The 19,974-nt window shown below is 69.4% G+C and carries 16 protein-coding genes and 1 pseudogene; 12 read left to right on the top strand and 5 right to left on the bottom strand.

Annotation, left to right across the window (positions count from 1 at the left end; genetic code table 11):
* Positions 1-44 precede the first annotated feature (44 nt).
* From AB0B91_RS07975 to AB0B91_RS08015, 9 genes and pseudogenes are all read left to right on the top strand, one after another.
* Entirely contained in the window at positions 45-1,361 is a 1,317-nt protein-coding gene (locus tag AB0B91_RS07975) for an ammonium transporter (RefSeq protein ID WP_358317278.1), read from the top strand.
* Complete coding sequence (locus tag AB0B91_RS07980; RefSeq protein ID WP_184756141.1) at positions 1,358-1,696, top strand: P-II family nitrogen regulator; 339 nt, start codon at positions 1,358-1,360, stop codon at positions 1,694-1,696. Before AB0B91_RS07975 ends, AB0B91_RS07980 begins: the two co-directional genes overlap by 4 nt.
* Complete coding sequence (locus AB0B91_RS07985) at positions 1,693-3,918, top strand: [protein-PII] uridylyltransferase (protein ID WP_358317280.1); 2,226 nt, start codon at positions 1,693-1,695, stop codon at positions 3,916-3,918. Before AB0B91_RS07980 ends, AB0B91_RS07985 begins: the two co-directional genes overlap by 4 nt.
* 132 nt (positions 3,919-4,050) lie before the next feature.
* Complete coding sequence (locus AB0B91_RS07990; protein ID WP_358317282.1) at positions 4,051-6,948, top strand: nitrate- and nitrite sensing domain-containing protein; 2,898 nt, start codon at positions 4,051-4,053, stop codon at positions 6,946-6,948.
* 25 nt (positions 6,949-6,973) lie between these two features.
* A complete protein-coding gene (locus AB0B91_RS07995; RefSeq protein WP_214641598.1) occupies positions 6,974-7,396 on the top strand; it encodes a roadblock/LC7 domain-containing protein in 423 nt (140 codons plus the stop codon).
* A gap of 26 nt (positions 7,397-7,422) precedes the next feature.
* The gene (locus AB0B91_RS08000; RefSeq protein ID WP_358317284.1) at positions 7,423-7,785 is read left to right on the top strand and encodes a DUF742 domain-containing protein; all 363 of its coding nucleotides are present in this window, start codon (positions 7,423-7,425) and stop codon (positions 7,783-7,785) included.
* The gene (locus AB0B91_RS08005) at positions 7,766-8,344 is read left to right on the top strand and encodes an ATP/GTP-binding protein (protein WP_219526701.1); all 579 of its coding nucleotides are present in this window, start codon (positions 7,766-7,768) and stop codon (positions 8,342-8,344) included. The genes AB0B91_RS08000 and AB0B91_RS08005 overlap by 20 nt, the downstream gene beginning before the upstream one ends.
* Before the next feature lie 8 nt (positions 8,345-8,352).
* Positions 8,353-9,117 (top strand): hypothetical protein, encoded by a 765-nt coding sequence (locus AB0B91_RS08010; protein ID WP_358317286.1) that lies wholly within the window; start codon positions 8,353-8,355, stop codon positions 9,115-9,117.
* Between the two features lie 319 nt (positions 9,118-9,436).
* Positions 9,437-10,671: pseudogene (locus tag AB0B91_RS08015) on the top strand (IS110 family transposase).
* 248 nt (positions 10,672-10,919) lie between these two features.
* Here AB0B91_RS08015 and AB0B91_RS08020 read toward each other — a convergent pair.
* Complete coding sequence (locus tag AB0B91_RS08020) at positions 10,920-11,690, bottom strand: TetR/AcrR family transcriptional regulator (RefSeq protein ID WP_358317288.1); 771 nt, start codon at positions 11,688-11,690, stop codon at positions 10,920-10,922.
* A gap of 78 nt (positions 11,691-11,768) precedes the next feature.
* Between AB0B91_RS08020 and AB0B91_RS08025 the strand changes: the two genes are divergently transcribed.
* A complete protein-coding gene (locus tag AB0B91_RS08025) occupies positions 11,769-12,692 on the top strand; it encodes an ATP-binding cassette domain-containing protein (RefSeq protein WP_358317290.1) in 924 nt (307 codons plus the stop codon).
* A 26-nt stretch (positions 12,693-12,718) separates the two neighbouring features.
* Positions 12,719-13,534 (top strand): ABC transporter permease, encoded by an 816-nt coding sequence (locus tag AB0B91_RS08030; protein WP_358317292.1) that lies wholly within the window; start codon positions 12,719-12,721, stop codon positions 13,532-13,534.
* A gap of 33 nt (positions 13,535-13,567) precedes the next feature.
* On the opposite strand, the gene AB0B91_RS08035 is transcribed toward AB0B91_RS08030, so the two are convergent.
* Both AB0B91_RS08035 and AB0B91_RS08040 read right to left on the bottom strand, forming a co-directional pair.
* Positions 13,568-14,503, bottom strand: coding sequence for an ABC transporter substrate-binding protein (locus AB0B91_RS08035; protein ID WP_358317294.1), 936 nt, complete (start codon positions 14,501-14,503; stop codon positions 13,568-13,570).
* 58 nt (positions 14,504-14,561) lie between these two features.
* A complete protein-coding gene (locus AB0B91_RS08040; RefSeq protein WP_358317296.1) occupies positions 14,562-15,527 on the bottom strand; it encodes an ABC transporter substrate-binding protein in 966 nt (321 codons plus the stop codon).
* Between the two features lie 137 nt (positions 15,528-15,664).
* On the opposite strand from AB0B91_RS08040, the gene AB0B91_RS08045 reads away from it, so the two are divergent.
* Complete coding sequence (locus tag AB0B91_RS08045; RefSeq protein WP_358317298.1) at positions 15,665-16,894, top strand: transposase; 1,230 nt, start codon at positions 15,665-15,667, stop codon at positions 16,892-16,894.
* On the opposite strand, the gene AB0B91_RS08050 is transcribed toward AB0B91_RS08045, so the two are convergent.
* Together AB0B91_RS08050 and AB0B91_RS08055 are read right to left on the bottom strand one after the other, a co-directional pair.
* Positions 16,827-18,806 carry an ABC transporter permease subunit gene (locus tag AB0B91_RS08050; protein ID WP_358317300.1) on the bottom strand — a complete coding sequence of 660 codons (1,980 nt, stop codon included), beginning with the start codon at positions 18,804-18,806 and terminating at the stop codon, positions 16,827-16,829. The genes AB0B91_RS08045 and AB0B91_RS08050 overlap by 68 nt on opposite strands.
* The gene (locus AB0B91_RS08055) at positions 18,803-19,849 is read right to left on the bottom strand and encodes a glycine betaine/L-proline ABC transporter ATP-binding protein (RefSeq protein WP_358317302.1); all 1,047 of its coding nucleotides are present in this window, start codon (positions 19,847-19,849) and stop codon (positions 18,803-18,805) included. The genes AB0B91_RS08050 and AB0B91_RS08055 overlap by 4 nt, the downstream gene beginning before the upstream one ends.
* Positions 19,850-19,974 lie beyond the last annotated feature (125 nt).

A 19,974-nucleotide genomic window follows, 5' to 3' on the forward strand; every position in this document is an offset into this window, starting at 1 on the left:
CGAACACGCTGTGGCCACACGTCACATGTAAGGAGGGTCGCGTCGTGAAGATCGATAGCGGCACGACAGCCTGGATGCTAGCGGCCACCGCGCTGGTGCTGCTCATGACACCAGGACTCGCGTTCTTCTACGGGGGCATGACCAGGGCCAAGAGCGTCCTGAACATGATGATGATGTCGTTCGTCAGCATCATCACCGTCACCATCGCCTGGGTGCTCTACGGGCACTCGTTCGCGTTCACCGACAACAGCATGTCCTGGCTCAACAACTTCGTCGGTGGTCTCGACGCCCTCGGGTTGCAGAGCCTGGTCGACACGGCCACGAAGACCGACGGCACCGGCATGCCCAACCTGGTCTTCTCGGCCTTCCAGCTGACGTTCGCCATCATCACCGTCGCGCTGATCAGCGGTGCGATCGCCGACCGCGCCAAGTTCGGCGCCTGGGTGCTGTTCAGCTTCATCTGGGCGAGCATCGTCTACTTCCCCGTCGCCCACTGGGTGTGGGGCACCGGCTGGCTGAACGCCCTCGGCATCGAGGACTTCGCCGGCGGCACGGTCGTCCACATCAACGCCGGTGCCGCGGCGCTGGCGCTGGCCCTGGTGCTGGGCAAGCGCAAGGGGTGGCGCAAGGAGCCGATGCGGCCGCACAACCTGACACTGGTGCTGCTCGGTGTGGGCCTCCTGTGGTTCGGCTGGTTCGGTTTCAACGCGGGCTCCGAGCTGGCGGTCGACGGCACGGCCGGCCTGGCGTTCATGAACACCCAGATCGCCACCGCCGTCGCGGCCGGCGCCTGGATCGTGGTGGAGAAGCTGCGCGACGGCCACGCCACCAGCCTCGGTGTCGCCTCCGGCGCGGTAGCCGGTCTGGTCGCCATCACCCCGGCCTGTGGGTTCATCGACCCCTGGGCCGCGATGCTGCTGGGCCTGATCGCCGGTGCGGTCTGCGCCTACGCGGTCGGCCTGAAGTACCGCTTCAACTTCGACGACTCGCTCGACGTGGTTGGCGTGCACCTGGTCGGCGGCGTGATCGGCGCCGTCTCGCTCGGCTTCCTGGCCGCGTACCCCTTCCTGGAGCAGCAGAACAAGGGCCTCTTCTACGGCGGTGGCCTCACCCAGCTCGGCCTCCAGGTGCTGGGCCCGATCGCCATCGGCGGCTACTCCTTCATCATCACCTGGGTCGTCGCTAAGATCATCGACAAGACGATGGGCTTCCGCATCCCGGTCGAGGACGAGGTCACCGGCATCGACGTCACCACCCACGCCGAGACGGGATACGACCTCGGCACGGTCCACGCTTCTGGCGTGTCCTCCCCGAACGGCCCGATCACCACGGCACCGGCACCCAAGAAGGTGGAAGCATGAGGCTCATCACCGCCGTCATCAAACCGTTCAAGCTGGACGACGTGAAGGCGGCCCTCGAACAGTTCGGCGTCAAGGGCATGACGGTCAGCGAGGCGAGCGGTTACGGCCGCCAGCGCGGCCACACCGAGGTCTACCGCGGTGCCGAGTACCAAGTGGACCTGGTCCCCAAGGTGCGCCTCGAGGTGCTGACCGAGGAGGAGGACGCCGAGGACGTGATCGACGTCATCGTCAAGGCGGCCCAGACAGGCAAGATCGGTGACGGCAAGGTGTGGTCCGTCCCGGTCGACACGGTGATCCGGGTCCGCACCGGAGAGCGGGGTCCAGAGGCCCTGTGAGGGGTGAGGCTCGTACCTACGCCGCGGCCCGCAAGGAGCGGGCCGCGGACACCGATCGCTGGCTCAAAGACCTCTTCCGCACGGCGAGTGACGGCGAGCACGTCGCGCTGGTCGCCGTGGGGAGCCTGGGGCGCGGAGAGCTGGCCCCTGGAAGCGACCTCGACCTGGTCCTCCTGCACAACGGCAGGGACGACGTGGCGAGGATCGCCGATCGCATCTGGTATCCGATCTGGGACTCCGCCGTCGGCCTCGACCATTCGGTGCGAACCGTGGACGAGGCCGTGTCGGTTGCCCGCGACGACCTCAAGGCCGTGCTGGGCCTCATCCAGGCCCGGCACATAGCGGGCGATCCCGAGCTGACGAAGAAGGCAAGGGAGGCGGTGCTCGCCGAGTGGCGCGCCGACTCCCGCCGCCGGCTCGGCGAGCTGCGCGAGTCGGCTGACCGGCGCGCCCAGGTCAGCGGTGAGCTGGCCTTCCTTCTCGAACCCGACCTCAAGGACGGCCGCGGCGGCCTTCGCGACGTCCAAGCCATGCAGGCCGTGGCAGCGGCCTGGGTCGCCTCCGCGCCCGGTCCCCGGGCGCGTGAGGCCTATGAGCTCATCCTCGACGTACGGCACGCCCTGCACATCGTCACCGCGCGCGGCACCGACAGGCTCGTGCTCCAGGAGCAGGACGCCGTCGCCGGACTGCTCGGGCTGCTCGACGCCGAGGCGCTGATGCGCAGGCTCGCCGAGGCGGGCCGGACCATCTCCCACGCCTTCGACGCCACGTGGCGCACGGTTGACAGACTCCTGTCGGGGCCGGCTCCACGGGGGCGCCGCCCGCTGGCCGACGGCGTGGTCGAGCACGGCGGTGAAGTGGTGCTCGCCCGTGGCGTCGACCCGCGCAAGGACCCGGTCCTGGTGCTGCGCGCCGCCGCCGCGGCGGCCGACTCGGGGCTGCCCCTCGCCCCCGCCACGATGTCCGTTCTGGCCGCTCAGTCGCCTCCGATGCCCGTGCCGTGGCCCGAGGAGGCCCGTGACGCGCTGGTGTCCATCCTCGGCGCGGGCCGCGCCGCCGTGCCCGTCTGGGAGGAGCTCGACCAGGCGGGCATCCTTGTCAAGCTGCTTCCTGACTGGGAGCGCGTACGGCACCGCCCGCAGCGCCACCCGATCCACCGGTTCACCGTCGACCGGCACCTGATCGAGGCGGCCGCGAACGCCGCCAGCCACACCCGCGAGGTGTCCCGCCCCGACCTGCTGCTGATCTCGGCGCTGTTCCACGACATCGGCAAGGGCTGGCCCGGTGACCACTCGGCCACCGGCGAGGTCGTGGTCCGCGACATCGCGGCCCGCATCGGCCTGCCCCCGCACGACGTCGACACGCTGGCCACGGTCGTCCGTCATCATCTGCTGCTGCCCGAGACCGCGACCCGCAGAGATCTCGACGATCCGGTCACGATCGAGAAGGTCGCCGCCACGGTCGGGTCGCGTGAGGTGCTCGAACTGCTCGCCGCGCTGGCCGTCTCCGACGGGCACGCCACCGGCCCGGCCGCCTGGAACGCCTGGAAGGCCGGGCTCGTCGCCGACCTCGTGCGCCGCGTCCGCTCCGTGCTGTCCGGCTCGCCGCCGCCCAAGCCGCCCAGCCTGTCGGCCGAGCAGGCCGCGCTGGCCCGCCACGGTGGCGGCGCCGTCCGCGTCATCGGGGGAGCCGTCACGGTCGTCGCCCCCGACCGGGCCGGGTTGCTGTGGAGCGCCGCCGGCGTGCTGGCCGCGCACCGGCTGATCGTCCGCTCCGCCTCGTCCGCCGCCGCCGGCTCCACCGCGGTGATCGAGTTCTCCGTCGTTCCCGAATACGGCTCCCCGCCGGACCCCGCCACGCTGGAAGCCGATCTTCGTCTGGTCCTTGCTGGACGCCTTGACATCGAACAGCGTCTGGCCCGCCGTACGAGGTCTATGAGGCCTGCTCGTGTTCCGGTCGCTCCACCCCGTGTGACCTTGGTAGACGATGCCTCCGCGACCGCCACGGTGGTCGAAGTCAGGGCCCATGACAGACCGGGACTCCTGTGGCGCATTGGACGGGCATTCGGTGAATGTGGTCTTGACGTGAGGGCCGCTCGCGTGGAGACTCTCGGCGCGGAGGCGGTGGACGTCTTCTACGTGGTCGATCGTGCCGGACGGCCCCTCAGCGACGGTGCGCAGCGGACCCAAGTCCGTGATCAGGTGCTCGCGGCACTTCGATAACCAACAGCACACACGAGCTGCGGGTATGTTTGCAGTGATGTGCCCGTTTTGCCTGGAAGTCGGGTGCTCTTTACCTTATGAACCGGCCTGGACCCGCCGACGGATCGGGATGATTGAGGGGTAGCGGAAGCAGTGACTACGGGGAACTCCGAAAGCGGCCACGCCGCGAGGCAGGGACGCGGAAAGCGGACGCTGCCCCGGCTCGGGCTGCGCAACTGGCGGGTGAGATGGCGCCTCACCGCGCTGGTCCTGGTTCCTACCATGGCGGGAGTCGTGCTCGGGGGAGCGCGGGTGGTGAGCTCGGTGCAGAGCATCGGCGACTACGACCGCACGGCACTGGCCGCGGAGCAGGCCGGCCGGATCCGCGACCTGGTACAGGCACTCGGCCTGGAGCGTGACACCGGAGGCTGGATGGCCGCCTCCGCCAAGGTGCGCAAGAAGCTCACCGAGCCGTACAAGGAGCGCAAGCAGCGGGTCGACGCGCTGGTCAAGGCCGTGCAGGCCGACATGGCGGTGATGGACGAGTCCTACGGCGACCGCGTGCTCAACGCGGTCAAGCGGGCCCGCTACGACTTCAACGTCCTGAACAGGACCCGCAGCGAGGGCCAGAAGGACACCACTCGCTACGACTCGCTGCTCGACACGCTGCTCAAGCTGCACGACGAGCTGAGCCTGCTCAGTGACGACTCGCAGATCATCGGCCAGTTCCGCGCGCTGAGCGCGCTGGCGCGCGCGAAGGAGGAGGTGTCCAGGCAGCGGATCCAGTTGCTCAAGGGCTACTACAACTCCGCCAGCGTGGACGCCAAGGAGGTGGAGCGGTTCATCGCCTCCAACGCCAGGCAGCGCGCCGAGGTCGCGGCCGTCGGCCAGGAGGCCGGCCCCGTCGTGGGCCTCGCGCTGGCGAAGGCGATGACGGCGCCCGAATACTTCAACACCGAGCTGACCAAGGCCCGCGCCATCACGCTCGCCGCCGGCAAGGCGCCGGGCGTGCGGATCAGGGACGACCTGCTCGCCCAGACGGACCGCGCCAAGCCGGCGCCGGACCAGTGGTTCGACGACAACGCCGTCACCATCGACATCCTGCACTCGATCGAGGGCGATCTGAGCCAGAAGGTGGCGCTGCGCAGCCAGGAACTCCGCGACTCCGAGACCCGCAACGCGATCATCGCCGCTGTGTTGATCATAGCGCTATTGCTGCTCGTCCTGCTGTTCACCGTCGCGATCGCCCGCTCGATGGTGGCGCCGCTGCGCCGGCTGCGCGCCGAGGCCCTGGAGATCGCCGGGTTCCGGCTGCCCGACGTGGTGCGCAAGCTGCGTGTCACCGGTGACGCGCCCGCCGACATCCGCCCGATCGAGGTCGAGGGCGACGACGAGATCGGCGACGTGGCCAGGGCCTTCGACCAGGTGCACCGCCAGGCCGTACGGCTGGCGGGCGAGGAGGCCGACCTCCGCAGCAACATCAGCTCGATGTTCGTCAACCTTTCGCGCCGCACCCAGACGCTGGTGGAGCGGCAGATCTCGCTCATCGACGGCCTGGAGAAGGGCGAGCAGGACGGTGCCCGGCTGGCCGACCTGTTCAAGCTCGACCACCTGGCCACCCGCATGCGGCGCAACTCCGAGAACCTTCTGGTCCTGGCCGGGCACGAGGCCGCCCGCAGGCGCAGCCAGCCGGCCAAGCTGGTCGACGTGGTCCGCGCGGCGCTGTCGGAGGTCGAGGGGTACGAGCGCGCGCAGGTCAAGGTGCACCGGACCACCTCGGTGCTCGGCAGCGCGGCCAACGACCTGGTCCACCTGGTGGCCGAGCTGGTCGAGAACGCCATCCAGTTCTCGCCGAACAACACCAACGTCGTGGTGTCGAGCAGCCTCATCGAAGGCGGCGGCGCCCTGCTGTCGGTGAACGACGTCGGCATCAGCATGACCGAGGACGAGCTCGCCGAGGCCAACCGCCGCCTGGCCGAGCCGCCGGTCGTGGACGTGTCGGTGTCGCGGCGGATGGGCCTGTTCGTGGTCGGCCGGCTGGCGCTGCGCCACGGCATCCGGGTCCAGCTCCGCAAGGGCGACGGCGCCGGACTGATCGCCATGGTGCTGCTGCCGCCGTCGCTGATCTCCGACGGCAACCGGTCGCCGCTGCCTCAGCGGCCCGGCTTCGGGGGAACGCCCCCGAACGGCATGCCTCTGACCTCGATGCCCGCGAACGGCGCGCCTCCCGTCACGCCGCCCAACGGCGTTCCCGCGCCGAACGGGACGTTCCGCTCGTTCGCCACCTTCGACTCCTTCGACGCCGGCTCCGGGCCGTCTCAGCCCTTCACCGCCGACACGGACGGCGGCGCCCACCGGCCGTCCTACGACTCGGGCGGCTACCAGTCGTACCCGAGCCAGGCTCCGTCGTATCCCGACCCGGGGCAGGGTGCGCAGCCGCCCGGCCGGGCGCAGCCGGGGCTCCGTCCGCCGAGGTATCCGAACCAGCCCCCGTCGTACCCGGGCCAGGAGCGCACCGGCGCCTTCCCGTCTTTCCCCGGCCCTGTCGGTCCGGGCTCGGATGGTGCCTTCCAGACGCCTTACAGCACAGGTGAGGCGCGTCGGCCGGAGTCGCCGCCGTCGGTGGACGTCTCGCCCATGGAGCCAGGTCAGGAGGAGTTCCTGCCGATCTTCGCGGCCGTGGAATCCGCCTGGTTCCGCAAGCCGGCGGAAGAGCGGTCGCCGGAATCCTCGAGCCGGGATGAGTCAACCCCCCCACAAGCCGTACTCTCTGGGGAGGAATCGTGGCGAAACGCCGCCGACGCCGGTTGGCGGGCGGCGGCCGCCGCCACGAGCGATCCCAGCCTTGGGGGCACCACGTCCTCGGGGCTACCCAAGCGCACTCCTAAGGCGAACCTGGTTCCTGGTACGGCCGGCCCACCGCAGCAATCGCAGCGGCAGGCCCCGATGCCGCCGGTCTCCGCCGATCGGGCGCGCAGCAGGATGTCCAGCTTCCAGCAGGGAGTGCGGCGGGGTCGTGCGGAAGTACGTGGACAGGAGGAACAACAGTGATTGAGCGTCCTGCCGGGGAGGGCGAGTGACCACCCTTAGCCATGAGGCCCACAGGTTCGACTGGCTGATCACCGACTTCGTGCGGAACACGCCCGGAGTCGCGCATGCCGTCGTCGTCTCGGCCGACGGCCTCTGCCTGGCCAGTTCCGAGGGCTTCCCACCCGACCGCGCCGACCAGCTGGCGGCGGTGTCCGCGGGCCTGCTGAGCCTGACCGTGGGCGCGTCCAGGGTGTTCGAGGGCGGCTCGGTGTCGCAGACCGTCGTCGAGATGCAGCGCGGGCTGCTCGTCGTGATGGCGATCAGCGACGGCTCCGTGCTCACGGTGCTGGCCGGGATCGATTGCGACATGGGGCTGGTGGCGTACCAGATGACGCTGCTGGTCGACAGGGCGGGCCAGGCGCTGACGCCGGCCCTGCGCGCGGAACTGCAGGCGGCCAGGACGCGGTGATGCAATGGAACTGATGGGGGAGGGCCGTGTACGGCATTGACGGAACCGGGGAGGATGAGCCCCTGTTCCGTCCGTACGCGGTGACCGGCGGTCGTTCAGAGCCGCGCTACCACCTTGCGATGGAGACGCTGATCTCGTCGATGTCCATACCGGATGACGAGATGTCCATGCTCACTCCCGAGCAAGAGGCCATCATGCAACTCTGTCGCACGTTCCGGTCGGTCGCCGAGATCTCGGCCCTGCTCCGTGTCCCGCTGGGCGTGGCGAGAGTGCTCGTGGCGGACATGTCCGACGAAGGGCTTGTCCGCCTGCACCAGCCACGTCTCAGCGAGGGACAGCCAGACCTCAATATGCTCGAAAGGGTGCTCAGTGGACTTCGCAGGCTCTAGCCCCGGCCTCACGTCGACGAAGATCGTCGTCGCGGGCGGGTTCGGCGTCGGCAAGACGACGTTCGTGGGGGCGGTGTCCGAGATCCTGCCGCTCACCACGGAAGCGGTCATGACCGACGCGTCCGCGGGCATCGACGACCTCGGCATGACGCCGAACAAGCAGACGACGACCGTGGCCATGGACTTCGGTCGCGTCTCGCTCGACCGTGACCTGATCCTCTACCTGTTCGGTACGCCCGGACAGCACCGGTTCTGGTTCATGTGGGACGACCTGGTGCGCGGCGCGATCGGCGCCGTGGTGCTGCTCGACACGCGGCGGCTGGCCGACAGCTTCCCCGCGATCGACTACTTCGAAGAGGCCAAGCTGCCGTTCGTGGTGGGCATCAACGGCTGGGACGGTCAGTTCCAGCACTCGGACGACGAGGTGCGCGAGGCGCTGGCGCTCTCGTCGCACGTGCCCATCGTGCGTACGGACGCGCGGCACCGCGAGTCGGTGAAGGGGACGCTGATCTCGCTCGTGGAGCACGTCGTACGCCTACGTGCGGCGCCCGTCTCCTAGCAGGCAGCATGTGGATCGCGCTCGCCGCCGCCGTGGTGATCGGCGTGGCCGTCTGGTGGGTCCGCCACCGCGGCACGGCCGACGATGGGCCGGCGGTTGTGCGCAGGCCGGGCTGGGAGGCGCGGCTGGGGGACGAGGGCGCGACCGCGTTGCTGGAGGGGCTGAGGGCCTTCGCCGACGCGGGAACCCCGGTTGATCTCGGCGGGGAGTTCGGGGTCCTGACGGTGTTCGAACCGCCGCGGCTCATCTCGCTCGACCTGCTCGCCGGCCGGTTCGCCGCCCGGGGGCAGGCGGCCATGCACGATCCGCAGACCACGGTGGGCGAGCTGATGGCCGAGTTCCTGGCCGTTGAGGAGCCGGGCGTGCTGCATCTGCGGGCGGGCTGGGCTGACTCGGCGCACGGCGGGCGCTTCGCCGATCAGGTGCGTGAGATCGTCTGTCCTCAGGGAGTGGCGGGCATCGGCGCCTGGTCCGGTGCTGGTGGCCTGGGCGCGCTGGAGGTGGTCGTCCTGGGCGACGGGCTGCCGGACACCACGATGCTGCTCGACCTGGCCCGGATCCGTGACCAGTACGACGAGTCGCGGGCGCGGCAGCCGGGGGCGCCCGGCGAGGTGGTGCTCCGCAGCCTGCTGACGAGCGTCATCGCCAACGGCGGGCCTGGACTGACCTGGACCGTGCCGCCTACGGAGCGGCAACTCGGCGTCGCGCTGGCCGCTGCGGGGCCGCCGGAGCTGCGGCGGGCGACCCCTGCCAAGGAAGCGGCTGACCGCTAGGCCCCTATTTCGGCTGCCGTATGTTTCCACACTCCCCGCCGTACTTCGGCTGGGGTCCTAATGAGAGATAGCGGAGTTGCTCGTGTGTGATCGGGCAGGCTTCGAGCTGTAGCCGCTGGCAGGTGAGCACTGTGAGGCCCTGGATCTTGAGTCCTGTCCAAAGACCGTGCCCCTGCCGGTAGCGGGGAGAGTGATCGCTGCTGGGATGTCGTGCCCGCCCGATGTATGGCGTGAGCACTGTGTTCATTAGGTCGCTGATGGTTCTCTCCCGAGCAACTGCCGAAACGGATCGAGGCTGAGGCGGACGGAGGGGATGCAGGTGTTGTTCGTCGGGGATGACTGGGCCGAGGATCATCACGATGTGGAGGTGATGGATCAGGCCGGTAAGCGGCTGGCCAAGGCGCGGCTGCCGGAGGGGGTGGCCGGGATGGCCCGGCTGCACGCGATGATCGGCGAGCGGTTGGGCGAGCCGGCATCGGATGAGGATGGGGCCACCGCCGAGGTATTGATCGGCATCGAGACCGACCGGGGGCCGTGGTACAGGCGCTGATCGCCGCCGGGTACACCGTGTACGCGGTCAACCCGCTGCAGGCGAGTGAGTATCGCAAGCGGCACAGTGTGTCGGGCGCCAAGAGCGACGCCGGTGATGCACATGTGCTGGCCGACATGGTCCGCACCGACGCCCACCAGCTGCGCCCGGTCGCCGGGGATAGTGAGCGGGCCGCGGCAGTGAAGATGGTGGCCCGGGCGCACAAGAGCCTGATCTGGGAACGTACCCGGCACAACCAGCGGCTCAGGCATGCGTTGCGTGAGTACTTCCCCGCCGCGCTGGAGGCCTTCCAGGACCTGAGCGCCGCCGACACCCTGGCTCTGCTGATGCGCGCGCCCGACCCGGCCTCAGCGGCCAGGCTGACGATCACCCAGATCAGCATGGCACTCAAGCAGGCCCACCGGCACGACATCCCGGGCAAAGCCGCCGCCATTCAGGCCGCCCTGCGCACCGAGCAACTGGGCCAAGGCAAGGTCGTCAGCGCCGCCTACGCCGCCGGGGTTCGCGCCCTCGCCGCCGTCCTGACCACCCTCAACGAGCAGATCAAGATTCTCCAAGGCGAGGTCGAGGCGCATTTTGGCGAGCACCCGGACGCTGAGATCATCGCCTCCCAGCCGGGACTGGGATCGATTCTCGGCGCCCGGGTGCTGGCCGAGTTCGGCGACGACCCCACCCGCTACGCCAGCGCCAAGGCGCGCAAGAACTACGCCGGCACCAGCCCCATCACCCGCGCCTCGGGCAAGAAGAAGACGGTGCTGGCCCGCTACGTCCACAACGACCGGCTCCGCGACGCCCTGGGCGGCCAGGCCTTCACCGCCCTGAACGCCTCACCCGGTGCCCGCGCCTACCACGACAAGCAACGCGCCCGCGACATCAGCCACTACGCCGCACTGCGCCAGCTCGCCAACCGGTTAGTGGGCATCCTGCACGGCTGCCTCAAAACCCGAACCCTCTACAACGAAGCGACCGCCTGGCCACACCACACACAAGACCTCACGGCTTGACACCAAAGCTCCTGGGATGTCTTTGGGGAGTAGGGGCGGTGATCGCCACTCCCGCTCCCCAGGAGCACCTGAGCGATCACCGTCCAGAAGCACCCCCGGGGATCAGCGCTCCACCCGGAGGGATCCCAGCGATCGCCGCCCCCACACCCAGAAGGACCCCAGCCGAACTGTGGCGGGGAGTGCGGAAAACGCGGCCGGCGGTGTCGGCAGGGCAGCGGTTGTCGGGCTGAACCGGTGGGCAGGCGGAGTCAGGTCGGGTCGGCTCGGCGGGTGATCAGTGTGTCGATGCCGTCGAGGACGCGTTCCAGGCCGAACTCGAAGGCGTGTTCGGCGCTGTACGCACCGCCCAGGGCCTCGGCGGCGGCCTGACCGACGCGGGAGGCCGTCGGCCACCGTGAGGTGTCGGCGATCCGGCTGAGGAACGGCGCGTGGGCCGCCCACCACTGTTCGTCGGTCAGCCCGGTCTGGGTCTCCGCCTGCGCGGCCTCGACCGCCCCCCTGGCCGTGCCGTGAACGAAGCCGGTCACCAGGGTGATCACCGAGTCCATCTCCACGTCCGTCAGCCCGAGGCCGTCGACGGCACGCAGCTCGTAGTCGTACTTGGCCGTGACGTTCGGCCCCAGCACCGGGCGGTTGGCCGCCACCTGCAGGAGCCAGGGGTGGCGCTGGTAGAGCGCCCAGTTCTCCCTGGCGATCAGGGTCAGCCTGGCCCGCCAGCCGCCTGGCACGTCCTCCGGCCTCGCGGTCTCGCCGTAGACGGTGTCGAGCATGACGTCGAGCAGCTCCGGCTTGCCCGGCACGTACGTGTAGAGCGACATCGTGCCGACGCCGAGCCGCTCGGCGACGCGGCGCATCGACAGCGCCTGCACGCCGTCGGCGTCGGCGACCTCGATGGCGGCGCGCACGATCCGGTCGACGCTCAGGTCGGGCTTGCCCTTGCGGCTGGCCCGCTCGCTGGTGCGCCAGAGCAGCGCCAGGCTGCGCGCCGGGTCGCCCTTGCCGGGGTACTCGATCGTCACCTTCGTACGGTACACCGTACGGTTGCGAATTCTGAACCGTATGCTGTACGGTACGGCGTACGGAATTTAGGAGGCAGTATGGCGGCGGTACTCGCACAGGGGCTGCGCAAGACGTACGGCAAGAAGGCGGCCCTGGACGGCTTCGACCTGGAGGTGGCCGAGGGCACGGTCTGCGGCCTGCTCGGCCCGAACGGCGCGGGCAAGACCACGGCCGTCCGGATCCTCACCACACTCCTGCGCGCGGACGGCGGCCGAGCGGAGGTGGCGGGGTTCGACGTGGCGGCCCGTCCCCGGCTCGTACGGCGGAGCATCGGCCTGGTCGGCCAGCACGCGGCGGTGGACGACGTGCTGACCGGCAGGCAGAACCTGGAGCTGTTCGGCCGCCTCTACCACCTGGACGCCCGCGCGGCCCGGGCCAGGGCCGCCGAGCTGCTGGACACGTTCGGCCTGGAGCACCCGGGCCCGGTCAAGGAGTACTCGGGCGGCATGCGGCGCCGCCTCGACCTGGCGGCAAGCATGATCCTCTCCCCGCCCGTGCTCTTCCTCGACGAGCCCACCACGGGGCTCGACCCGCGCAGCCGCGGCGAGGTGTGGAAGGCGGTGCGCGCCCTCGTCTCCACCGGCACCACGGTGCTGCTCACCACCCAGTACCTGGAGGAGGCCGACCAGCTCGCGGACCGCGTCTCGGTCATCGACACCGGCAGGGTCGTCGCCGAGGGCACGCCGGCCGAGCTCAAGAACAAGCTCGGCGGCGACCGGCTCGACGTGGTCGTCAGGGACGCTGCGCGGCTGTCCGAGGCCGCCGGGATCGTCGGCAGGGTGGCCGCCGCGCCCGCTGAAGTCGATCAGGACACCCGCCACGTCAGCGCGCCGGTGGTCGAGCGAGTCCAGGCGCTCACGGCGGTCCTGGCGGCGTTCTCGGCCGCGGGCATCGAGGCCGAGGACGTCGCGCTGCGCAGGCCGACACTCGATGAGGTCTTCCTGAGCCTCACCGCCGCGTGAATCCCATCAACCGAAAGGAGCCCGGCATGACCGAACTCACCATGGACCCGCCGTTCACCCGGCTGCGCTGGGCGCTGGCCGACGGCTGGTCGGTCGCCCGGCGCGACCTGATCCACTGGATCGCCCAGCCCATGACGATCGTGTTCGGGGTCGCCTTCCCCGTGGTGATCGCCTTGGCGTTCGGCTACCTGTTCGGCGGCGCGGTGGACGTGCCGGAGGGGGCCGACTACTTCGCCTTCCTCATGCCCGGCATGTACGGCATGACGATGCTGTTCGGACTGGGCGCCACCATGGTCGCGGTCACCACGGACCTGACTCGTGGTGTGACCGACCGGTTCCGGTCCATGCCCATGGCCCCGTCGGCCGTGCTGATCGGCCGGGCCGTCGCCGATCTGCTCAACTCGGTGCTGGTCCTGGCGGGCATGCTGGCTTGCGGCTTCGCGGTGGGCTGGCGCCCGGCGAGCCTGGGCGGGGCGCTCGGGGCCGTGGGGCTGCTGCTGTGGCTGCGCTTCGCCCTGTTGTGGGCGGGGATGTACCTCGGGCTGGTGGCCAAGGATCCGGGGGCGGTGACGGCCATCCAGACGCTGGAGTTCCCAATCGGCTTCCTGTCGAACGCCTTCGTCGCCCCGGGCACCATGCCGGGCTGGCTGGGCGCCGTCTCCGAGTGGAACCCGCTGTCGTCGACCGTCGCGGCGGCGCGGGAGCTGTTCGGCAATCCCGGCTGGGGCGGCGACTCCTGGGTGGCCCAGCACGCGGTGACGATGGCGATCGTCTGGCCGCTGGTGATCACCGCGGTCTTCTTCATCCTGTCGGTCCGCCTCTACCAGCGCCTGGACCGGTGACCCCGAGGGGTCAGCCGGCCACGATGGCGTAGTTCAACGCGGGATCCAGTCCTTCCACACGATCTTGTTCTCGTCGACCCACTTCTTGGCGGCCTGGTCGGCGCTCATCTTGCCATTGATCATGTCGCTGGCGACCGCGTTCTGGTTGTCGTTGGTCCAGGTGAAGTTGCGGACCAGGTCGTACGCCCGGCCGCCGGTCGCGGCGAAGCTCCTGCTCACGATCTTGTCGAGCAGGTACGGCGGGTAGTCGCAGGCGACCTTGGCCGCGACGGCGTCGCAGCCTATCGAGTAGGCGGGCAGATTGATCTTGACGAGTTTGACCTTGGTGAACAGCCATTGAGGTTCGTAGAAATACATCAGCACCGGCTTCCTGTTCTTGGTCGCCGTCTCCGCCGCCTTGATCAACGCGTCTTCGCTGCCGGAGTAGACCACCCGGTAATCGAGGCCGAGGTTCTTCACGAGCGCCTCGTCATTGGTGACGAACGACCGATCACCGTCGAGTACCTGACCGGAATTTCCAGATTTAGCGGTCCGAAAAAGGCTCGAATACTTGTTCAGGCTCCGCCAGTTGGTGATGTCTGGATATCGCTTGACCATCCACTGGGGGACGTACCATCCGATCACCCCTTTGTTTCCGGTGAGACCCGCCGAGAGCGCGATCTTCTCGTCCTCGATGTACTTCTTCTTAAGATCGTTATGGCCCCAATTCTCGACGATCACGTCGACCTTGCCGGTGGCGAAGTCCTTCCAGGAATCCTCCTCTTTCATCTTGCGCTTCTTGACGTCGTATCCCAGCTCGTGTTCGAGCAGGTAGGCCAGCACGGCGGCCTGGGCCTCGTAGCCGACCCACCCGTGGACGTCGATGTGCACCGTGCCCTTCGCCCCAGGGGCGGGCGACGGCTCTCCGCTGGAGCAGGCCGTCAGCAGCAGGGCCGCCACCAGCGGCCCCGTGATCGTCTTGGTTCGCATGAGCGGCTCCACGGCCGCGGCCCGCCGGGGGCCGCGGCCGAAAAGGGGTCAAGAGGGGCTACTTGGGGATCCACGCCTGCCACTTGGCGGTGTTGGCCTCGATCCACTTCTTGGCGGCCTGCTCGCCGGTCATGCCGCCGTTGGTCATGTCGTTGGCGACGGCGTTCTGGTCCTCGTTGGTCCAGCTGAAGTTCTTGACCAGGTCGTAGGCCTTGCCGCCGGTGTCGGCGAACTTCTTGCTCACGATCTTGTCGAGGTTCAGCTTCGCGTAGTCGCAGGCGACCTTCTTGGCGTTGGCGTCGCAGCCCGAGGTGTAGGCGGGCAGGTTCACGCGTACGAGATCGACCTTGTCGAAGAGCCAGTGCGGGGTCCAGAAGTAGAACAGCAGTGCCTTCTGCTGCTCCTGCGCCTGGGTCGCCGACTTGAGCAGGGCCGCCTCGCTGCCGCCCGTGACCACCTTGAAGTTCAGTTTGAGGTTCTTGACCAGGGCCTCGTCGTTGGTGACGTAGCTCGGGTCGCCGTCGAGGAGCTGGCCCTTGCCGCCGGATTCCGACGTCTTGAACAGGCCGGCGTACTTGTTCAGGTTCTTGTAGTCGGTGATGTCCGGGTACTTGTCGGCCATCCACTTGGGCACGTACCAGCCGATGACGCCCTTGTTGCCGGTCGAGCCCGCGGACTGGGCGACCTTCTTCTCGTCGATGAACTTCTTCACCAGGTCCGGGTGACCCCAGTTCTCGATGATGACGTCCACGTCGCCGGTCTCGAAGCCCTCCCAGGCGAGCTGTTCCTTGATCTCCGGAAGCTTGACGTCGTAGTGGAGCTCGTTCTTCAGCAGGTAGGCCACCACGTTGGCGCTGGCCTCGTAGCCCACCCACGGGTTGATCGCGATCTTGACGGTTCCGGCGCTCGAGGCGCTGCCCTGGACTTGTGGCGCAGCGGAACTGGACGGCTCTTCGACCTTGGCGCCACCGCATCCCGCGGCCGCGAGCCCGAGTGCGAGAAGGCTTGCGAGCAGAATCTTCATCTGAATGGTGGCGCGGAGACCCGATCCTTCAGGGCCGGGAGGAAGCGCCACCCCTCCTTTCGAAAACAGTAGGGAAAGACTCGGTCACGTTCGGTAATGTGTGCGGTGGGTGAGGGCGCTGTGACAGGAGGTGCGTGATGGCGATCCGCCGGTCCGCCACCAAACGGCACGGCCTGCCCACGGTCGTGCAACTGCGGCTGACGCCCGCGCCGGCCCAGGCCGACGCGCTGGCCGCGGCGGTGCTGGTGTGCAATCAGGCGGCCACCGTCGTGTCCCGGCTGGCCTGGCAGCATCGTGTGTTCCGTGTGGTGGAGTTGCATCGGCTGGCCTATTACGAGGTGCGGGCGCAAGTGGCCGGACTGGGCGCGCAGGCGGCCGTGCGGGCGATCGCCCGGGTCGCCGGCGCGTATGCCAACCGGCGCGCCACCAAGAAACGCGCCCACATCTTCCGCCCGCACGGCGCCGTCCCCTACGACGCCCGGCTGATGAGCTTCAACCGTGACGCCCGCACCGTGTCGCTGTGGACGCCCACCGGCCGGGTCACCATCCCCTACACCGGACGACCAGACGACCTCAAAGCCATCGACACGCTGCCGCTCGGTGAGGCCGACCTGATCTGCCGACGCGGCATGTGGCTGCTGAAGGTCACCCTCACCCTGCCCACACCGGCGGTACGCGAGCCGGTCGGCGGCTTCGTCGGGGTGGATCAAGGGGTGGCCAACCTGGCGGTCACCTCCGACGGCGCGGTGCTGCCCGGCCCCGCCCTGGCCGGACCGATCGACGGCAACGGCCACGTCCGCACCCTGCGCGAGCGGCGCCACCGGCAACGCCGACGCCTGCAAAAGAAGGGCACCCCGGCGGCGCGGCGGGTGCTGCGCCGCCTTGCCGGGCGTGAGCACCGGATGATGACCGACCTCAACCACCAGATCTCGAAGTTCGTGGTGCGTGAAGCCGAACGCACCGGCCGCGGGATCGCCCTGGAAGACCTCCAAGGCATCCGCGGCCGGGTCAGGGCTCACCGGCTCCAGCGGCGCACCCTGCACAGCTGGGCCTTCGCCCAGCAGATCACCTTCACCCGCTACAAAACTGCGCGAGCCGGGATCGCCTTCCTGCTGGTCGACCCCGCCTACACCTCGCAGGCGTGTCCGGACTGCGGGAATGTCAGCAGGGCGAATCGGCCGGCACGGGGCCGGTTCGTCTGCACCGGGTGTGGCCTCGCTGGGCACGCCGACCACATCGCGGCCCGCAACATCGCCACACGCGGCGTTGCGGGCTGGGCTGCTGTCAACCAGCCACACGCTACCGGCCTCCCCTCACCCAGACGGGACCGCGAGAGCAAACCACCGACTTCAACCGGCGGTAGTTGATGTGGTCTTCCTTCTTTGGGGGGGCAGGGCGCCTGTCGGCGCCCTGCGTGATGCGGTCGAGCATGACCCCGAGCAGGACCGTCGCGATGCCGGCGATGAACCCCATGCCGAAGTCGGTCCGCTGGGAGAAGCCCACGACCACGTCGTAGCCGAGGGCGCCGGCCCCGACCAGGCCACCCACGACGACCATGGCCAGGGTCATCACGATGCCCTGGTTGGCGGCCAGCAGGATCGCCCGGCGGGCCATCGGCAGCTGCACCTTCCACAGGAGCTGGCCCGGGGTGGACCCGGCGGACGCGGCCGCCTCCACCACGGTCGCGGGCACCGCCCTGATGCCGTCCTCGACCAGGCGCACGACCGGGGGCACCGCGTAGATGACCGAGGCGAAGATCGCGGTGAACCTGGTGGTCTCGAACAGGGCGAGCGCGGGCAGCAGGTACACGAAGGCGGGCATGGTCTGCGCGGCGTCGAGTATCGGGCGCTGCACGGCTGAATACCGGGACGACCGCGCGGCCGCCACGCCCAGGAGCAGGCCGATGACCAGGGTGACGAGCACCGCGACCGTGACGGTGGTGAGCGTCTGCATGGCGTGCTCCCAGACGCCGAGCAGCGCGATCGCCAGCAGGCAGCCGAGTGCCGTGAGCGCCGGCCTCAGCCCGCTCACCCGCCAGGCCAGGAGCAGCGCGGCGGCGGCGACCAGCCACCACGGCGCCGAGGTGAGCAGGCCCTCCAGCGGGTTGAGCAGGAGACTGGTCGTGACGTCCTTGACGAACGTCGTGACGCCGTACCAGCTCGTCTCGGCCCAGTGCACCGCGTCGTTGACCTGGACGACGAAGTTGACCGTCCAGCCGTCGGGCCACTCGGCGGGCAGCAGCGGGGTCAGAGCCAGACCGGCGGCGGCCGACACAGCGGCGGCGATGAGGGAGATCCGGCCGATCCGCCGGTGCGGGTCGCGAGTGGCCAGCGCGACCGTCATCCGGTCCAGCACCACGGCCATGACGACGATCGCCAGTCCGGCCGGGAGCATGATGCCGACCTGAGCGCGCGACAGGCCCCGGATGATGTCGCCGCCCAGGCCAGGCGCCGAGATGAGGTTCGCGATGACGACCATCGACAGCGCCATCATGATGGTCTGGTTCACCGCCAGCGCCATCGTCGATCTGGCCAGCGGCAGATAGACCTTGAACAGGGTCTGGCGCCCCGTGGCGCCCAGCGACGCCGACGCCTCGACGGCGGTGGGGGAGACCTGCTCGATGGCCAGCGCGGTGATGCGGATGGCCGGCGGGATCGAGTAGATCATCGTCGCGATGGCGCCGGCGGGCGCGCCGATGTGGAAGAACAGCACGAGCGGCGCCAGGTACGCGAACGTCGGCATGATCTGCATGACGTCGAGGACCGGGGTGATCGCCTTGCGCGCCCGGCGCGAGAGGCCCGCCCAGACGCCCAGCGGGATCCCGATCGCCAGCGACAGCAGCACCGAGGCCGCGACCAGGGCCAGGGTGTCGACGCTCGACTGCCAGAGCCCGAGCACACCGAACGAGCCGACCCCGGCCACCGCCAGCAGCGCGATCCGCCAGCCGCCCGCCAGCCAGGCCAGCGCGCCCATCACGCCGATGAGCCCGGGCCAGCCGAGTGCGTACAGCACGCTCTGGAAGGCCGTGTAGACCGACCCGACGAAGAGCCGGATGTAGTTCAGGAAGTACAGGAACAGCGGGTTGGAGTTCCGGTGGTCGTCGATCCACTCCCGCAGGTCGGTGATCGCCAGGAACTGCGGCGCCGACTTGTCGTGCGGGAGCGTTCCCGTGCCGTGGAAGACGAGGTAGGCGGCGGCGAACAGCAGCACGATCCCCGCCGGGGCCGCCCACCTGGGCATGCGCAGCCTGGACGGGGTGGTGACGGCCGTGGTGCTCATACGCCGGCCCGTACGGCGCCCGAGAGGAAGGTGAGCATGTCCACCCGGTCCACGACTCCGGCCAGCTCGTCACCGTCGACCACCCGGATGGGCCGGGAGGAGGCCGACGTGGCGCCGATCGCGTCCTTGATGACCGTGCGGGCGGGCAGGACCGGGCCGTCGAGGGGCTCGCCTGGCTCGGGCGGCCGGCAGATCCAGCGCAGCGTGAGCACGTGGCTCCTGGGCACGTCACGGACGAAGTCGGCCACGTAGTCGTCGGCCGGCGCGCCCACCAGTTCCTCCGGCGTGCCGAGCTGCACGATCGACCCGGCCCGCATGATCGCGATGCGTTCGCCCAGCTTGAGCGCCTCGGACAGGTCGTGGGTGATGAACACCATCGTCTTGCCGACCTCGCGGTGCAGGCGGATCACCTCGGCCTGCATGTCGCGGCGGATCAGCGGGTCGAGCGCGCTGAACGGCTCGTCGAACAGCATCACCTGCGGGTCGACGGCCAGCGCGCGGGCCAGGCCGACCCGCTGCTGCATGCCGCCGGAGAGCTGGTCGGGGTAGGCGTCGGCGTGCCCGTCGAGGCCGACGAGGGCGAGGATCTCCCCGGCCCGCGTGTGCCTGTCGTCCTTGGCGGCGCCCTGGATCTCCAGGCCGTAGGCCACGTTGTCGATCACGCGTCGGTGGGGGAGCAGGCCGAAGTGCTGGAACACCATGCTGACCCGGTGGCGGCGGATCTCGCGTAAGCGGGCGGGGGTGGCGCGGCCGATGTCCTCGCCGTCGATCCTGATCTCGCCCGCGCTCGGCTCGATGAGCCGGGTGAGGCAGCGGACCAGGGTGGATTTGCCGCTTCCCGACAGGCCCATGACGACGAAGACCTCGCCGGGCCGTACCTCGAAACTGACGTCTCTGACGGCGGCGGTGCAGCCCGTCTTCTCTCTCAGCGCGGTGGGTTCCAGATACTTGTCATCGCACTCCAGGACCCTTTCTGCCTTTGTGCCGAAGATCTTCCACAGCCCGTTGACGTCGATGGCCGCACTGTCGTGAGAAACCCCCACAACTCGCCTCCTCGCTTTGACCGGGCTCAACCTATGTCGTAAATAACGCAAATCTCAACGGCGTGACCTTGAAGAGACGTCTGTGGTTCTTCTCTGTAACAGCCTTGGAACGCTACAAACGCCCA

Origin of the sequence: Nonomuraea sp. NPDC049141, assembly GCF_040648415.1 — a bacterium.
GTDB lineage: Bacteria > Actinomycetota > Actinomycetes > Streptosporangiales > Streptosporangiaceae > Nonomuraea.

Coding starts and splice junctions, on each gene's coding strand:
- AB0B91_RS07980 (WP_184756141.1), top strand. CDS start 1,358: ATGAGGCTCATCACCGCCGTCATCAAACCGTTCAAGCTGGACGACGTG.
- AB0B91_RS08010 (WP_358317286.1), top strand. CDS start 8,353: ATGTGGATCGCGCTCGCCGCCGCCGTGGTGATCGGCGTGGCCGTCTGG.
- AB0B91_RS08025 (WP_358317290.1), top strand. CDS start 11,769: ATGGCGGCGGTACTCGCACAGGGGCTGCGCAAGACGTACGGCAAGAAG.
- AB0B91_RS08030 (WP_358317292.1), top strand. CDS start 12,719: ATGACCGAACTCACCATGGACCCGCCGTTCACCCGGCTGCGCTGGGCG.
- AB0B91_RS08035 (WP_358317294.1), bottom strand. CDS start 14,503: ATGCGAACCAAGACGATCACGGGGCCGCTGGTGGCGGCCCTGCTGCTG.
- AB0B91_RS08040 (WP_358317296.1), bottom strand. CDS start 15,527: ATGAAGATTCTGCTCGCAAGCCTTCTCGCACTCGGGCTCGCGGCCGCG.
- AB0B91_RS08045 (WP_358317298.1), top strand. CDS start 15,665: ATGGCGATCCGCCGGTCCGCCACCAAACGGCACGGCCTGCCCACGGTC.
- AB0B91_RS08050 (WP_358317300.1), bottom strand. CDS start 18,806: ATGAGCACCACGGCCGTCACCACCCCGTCCAGGCTGCGCATGCCCAGG.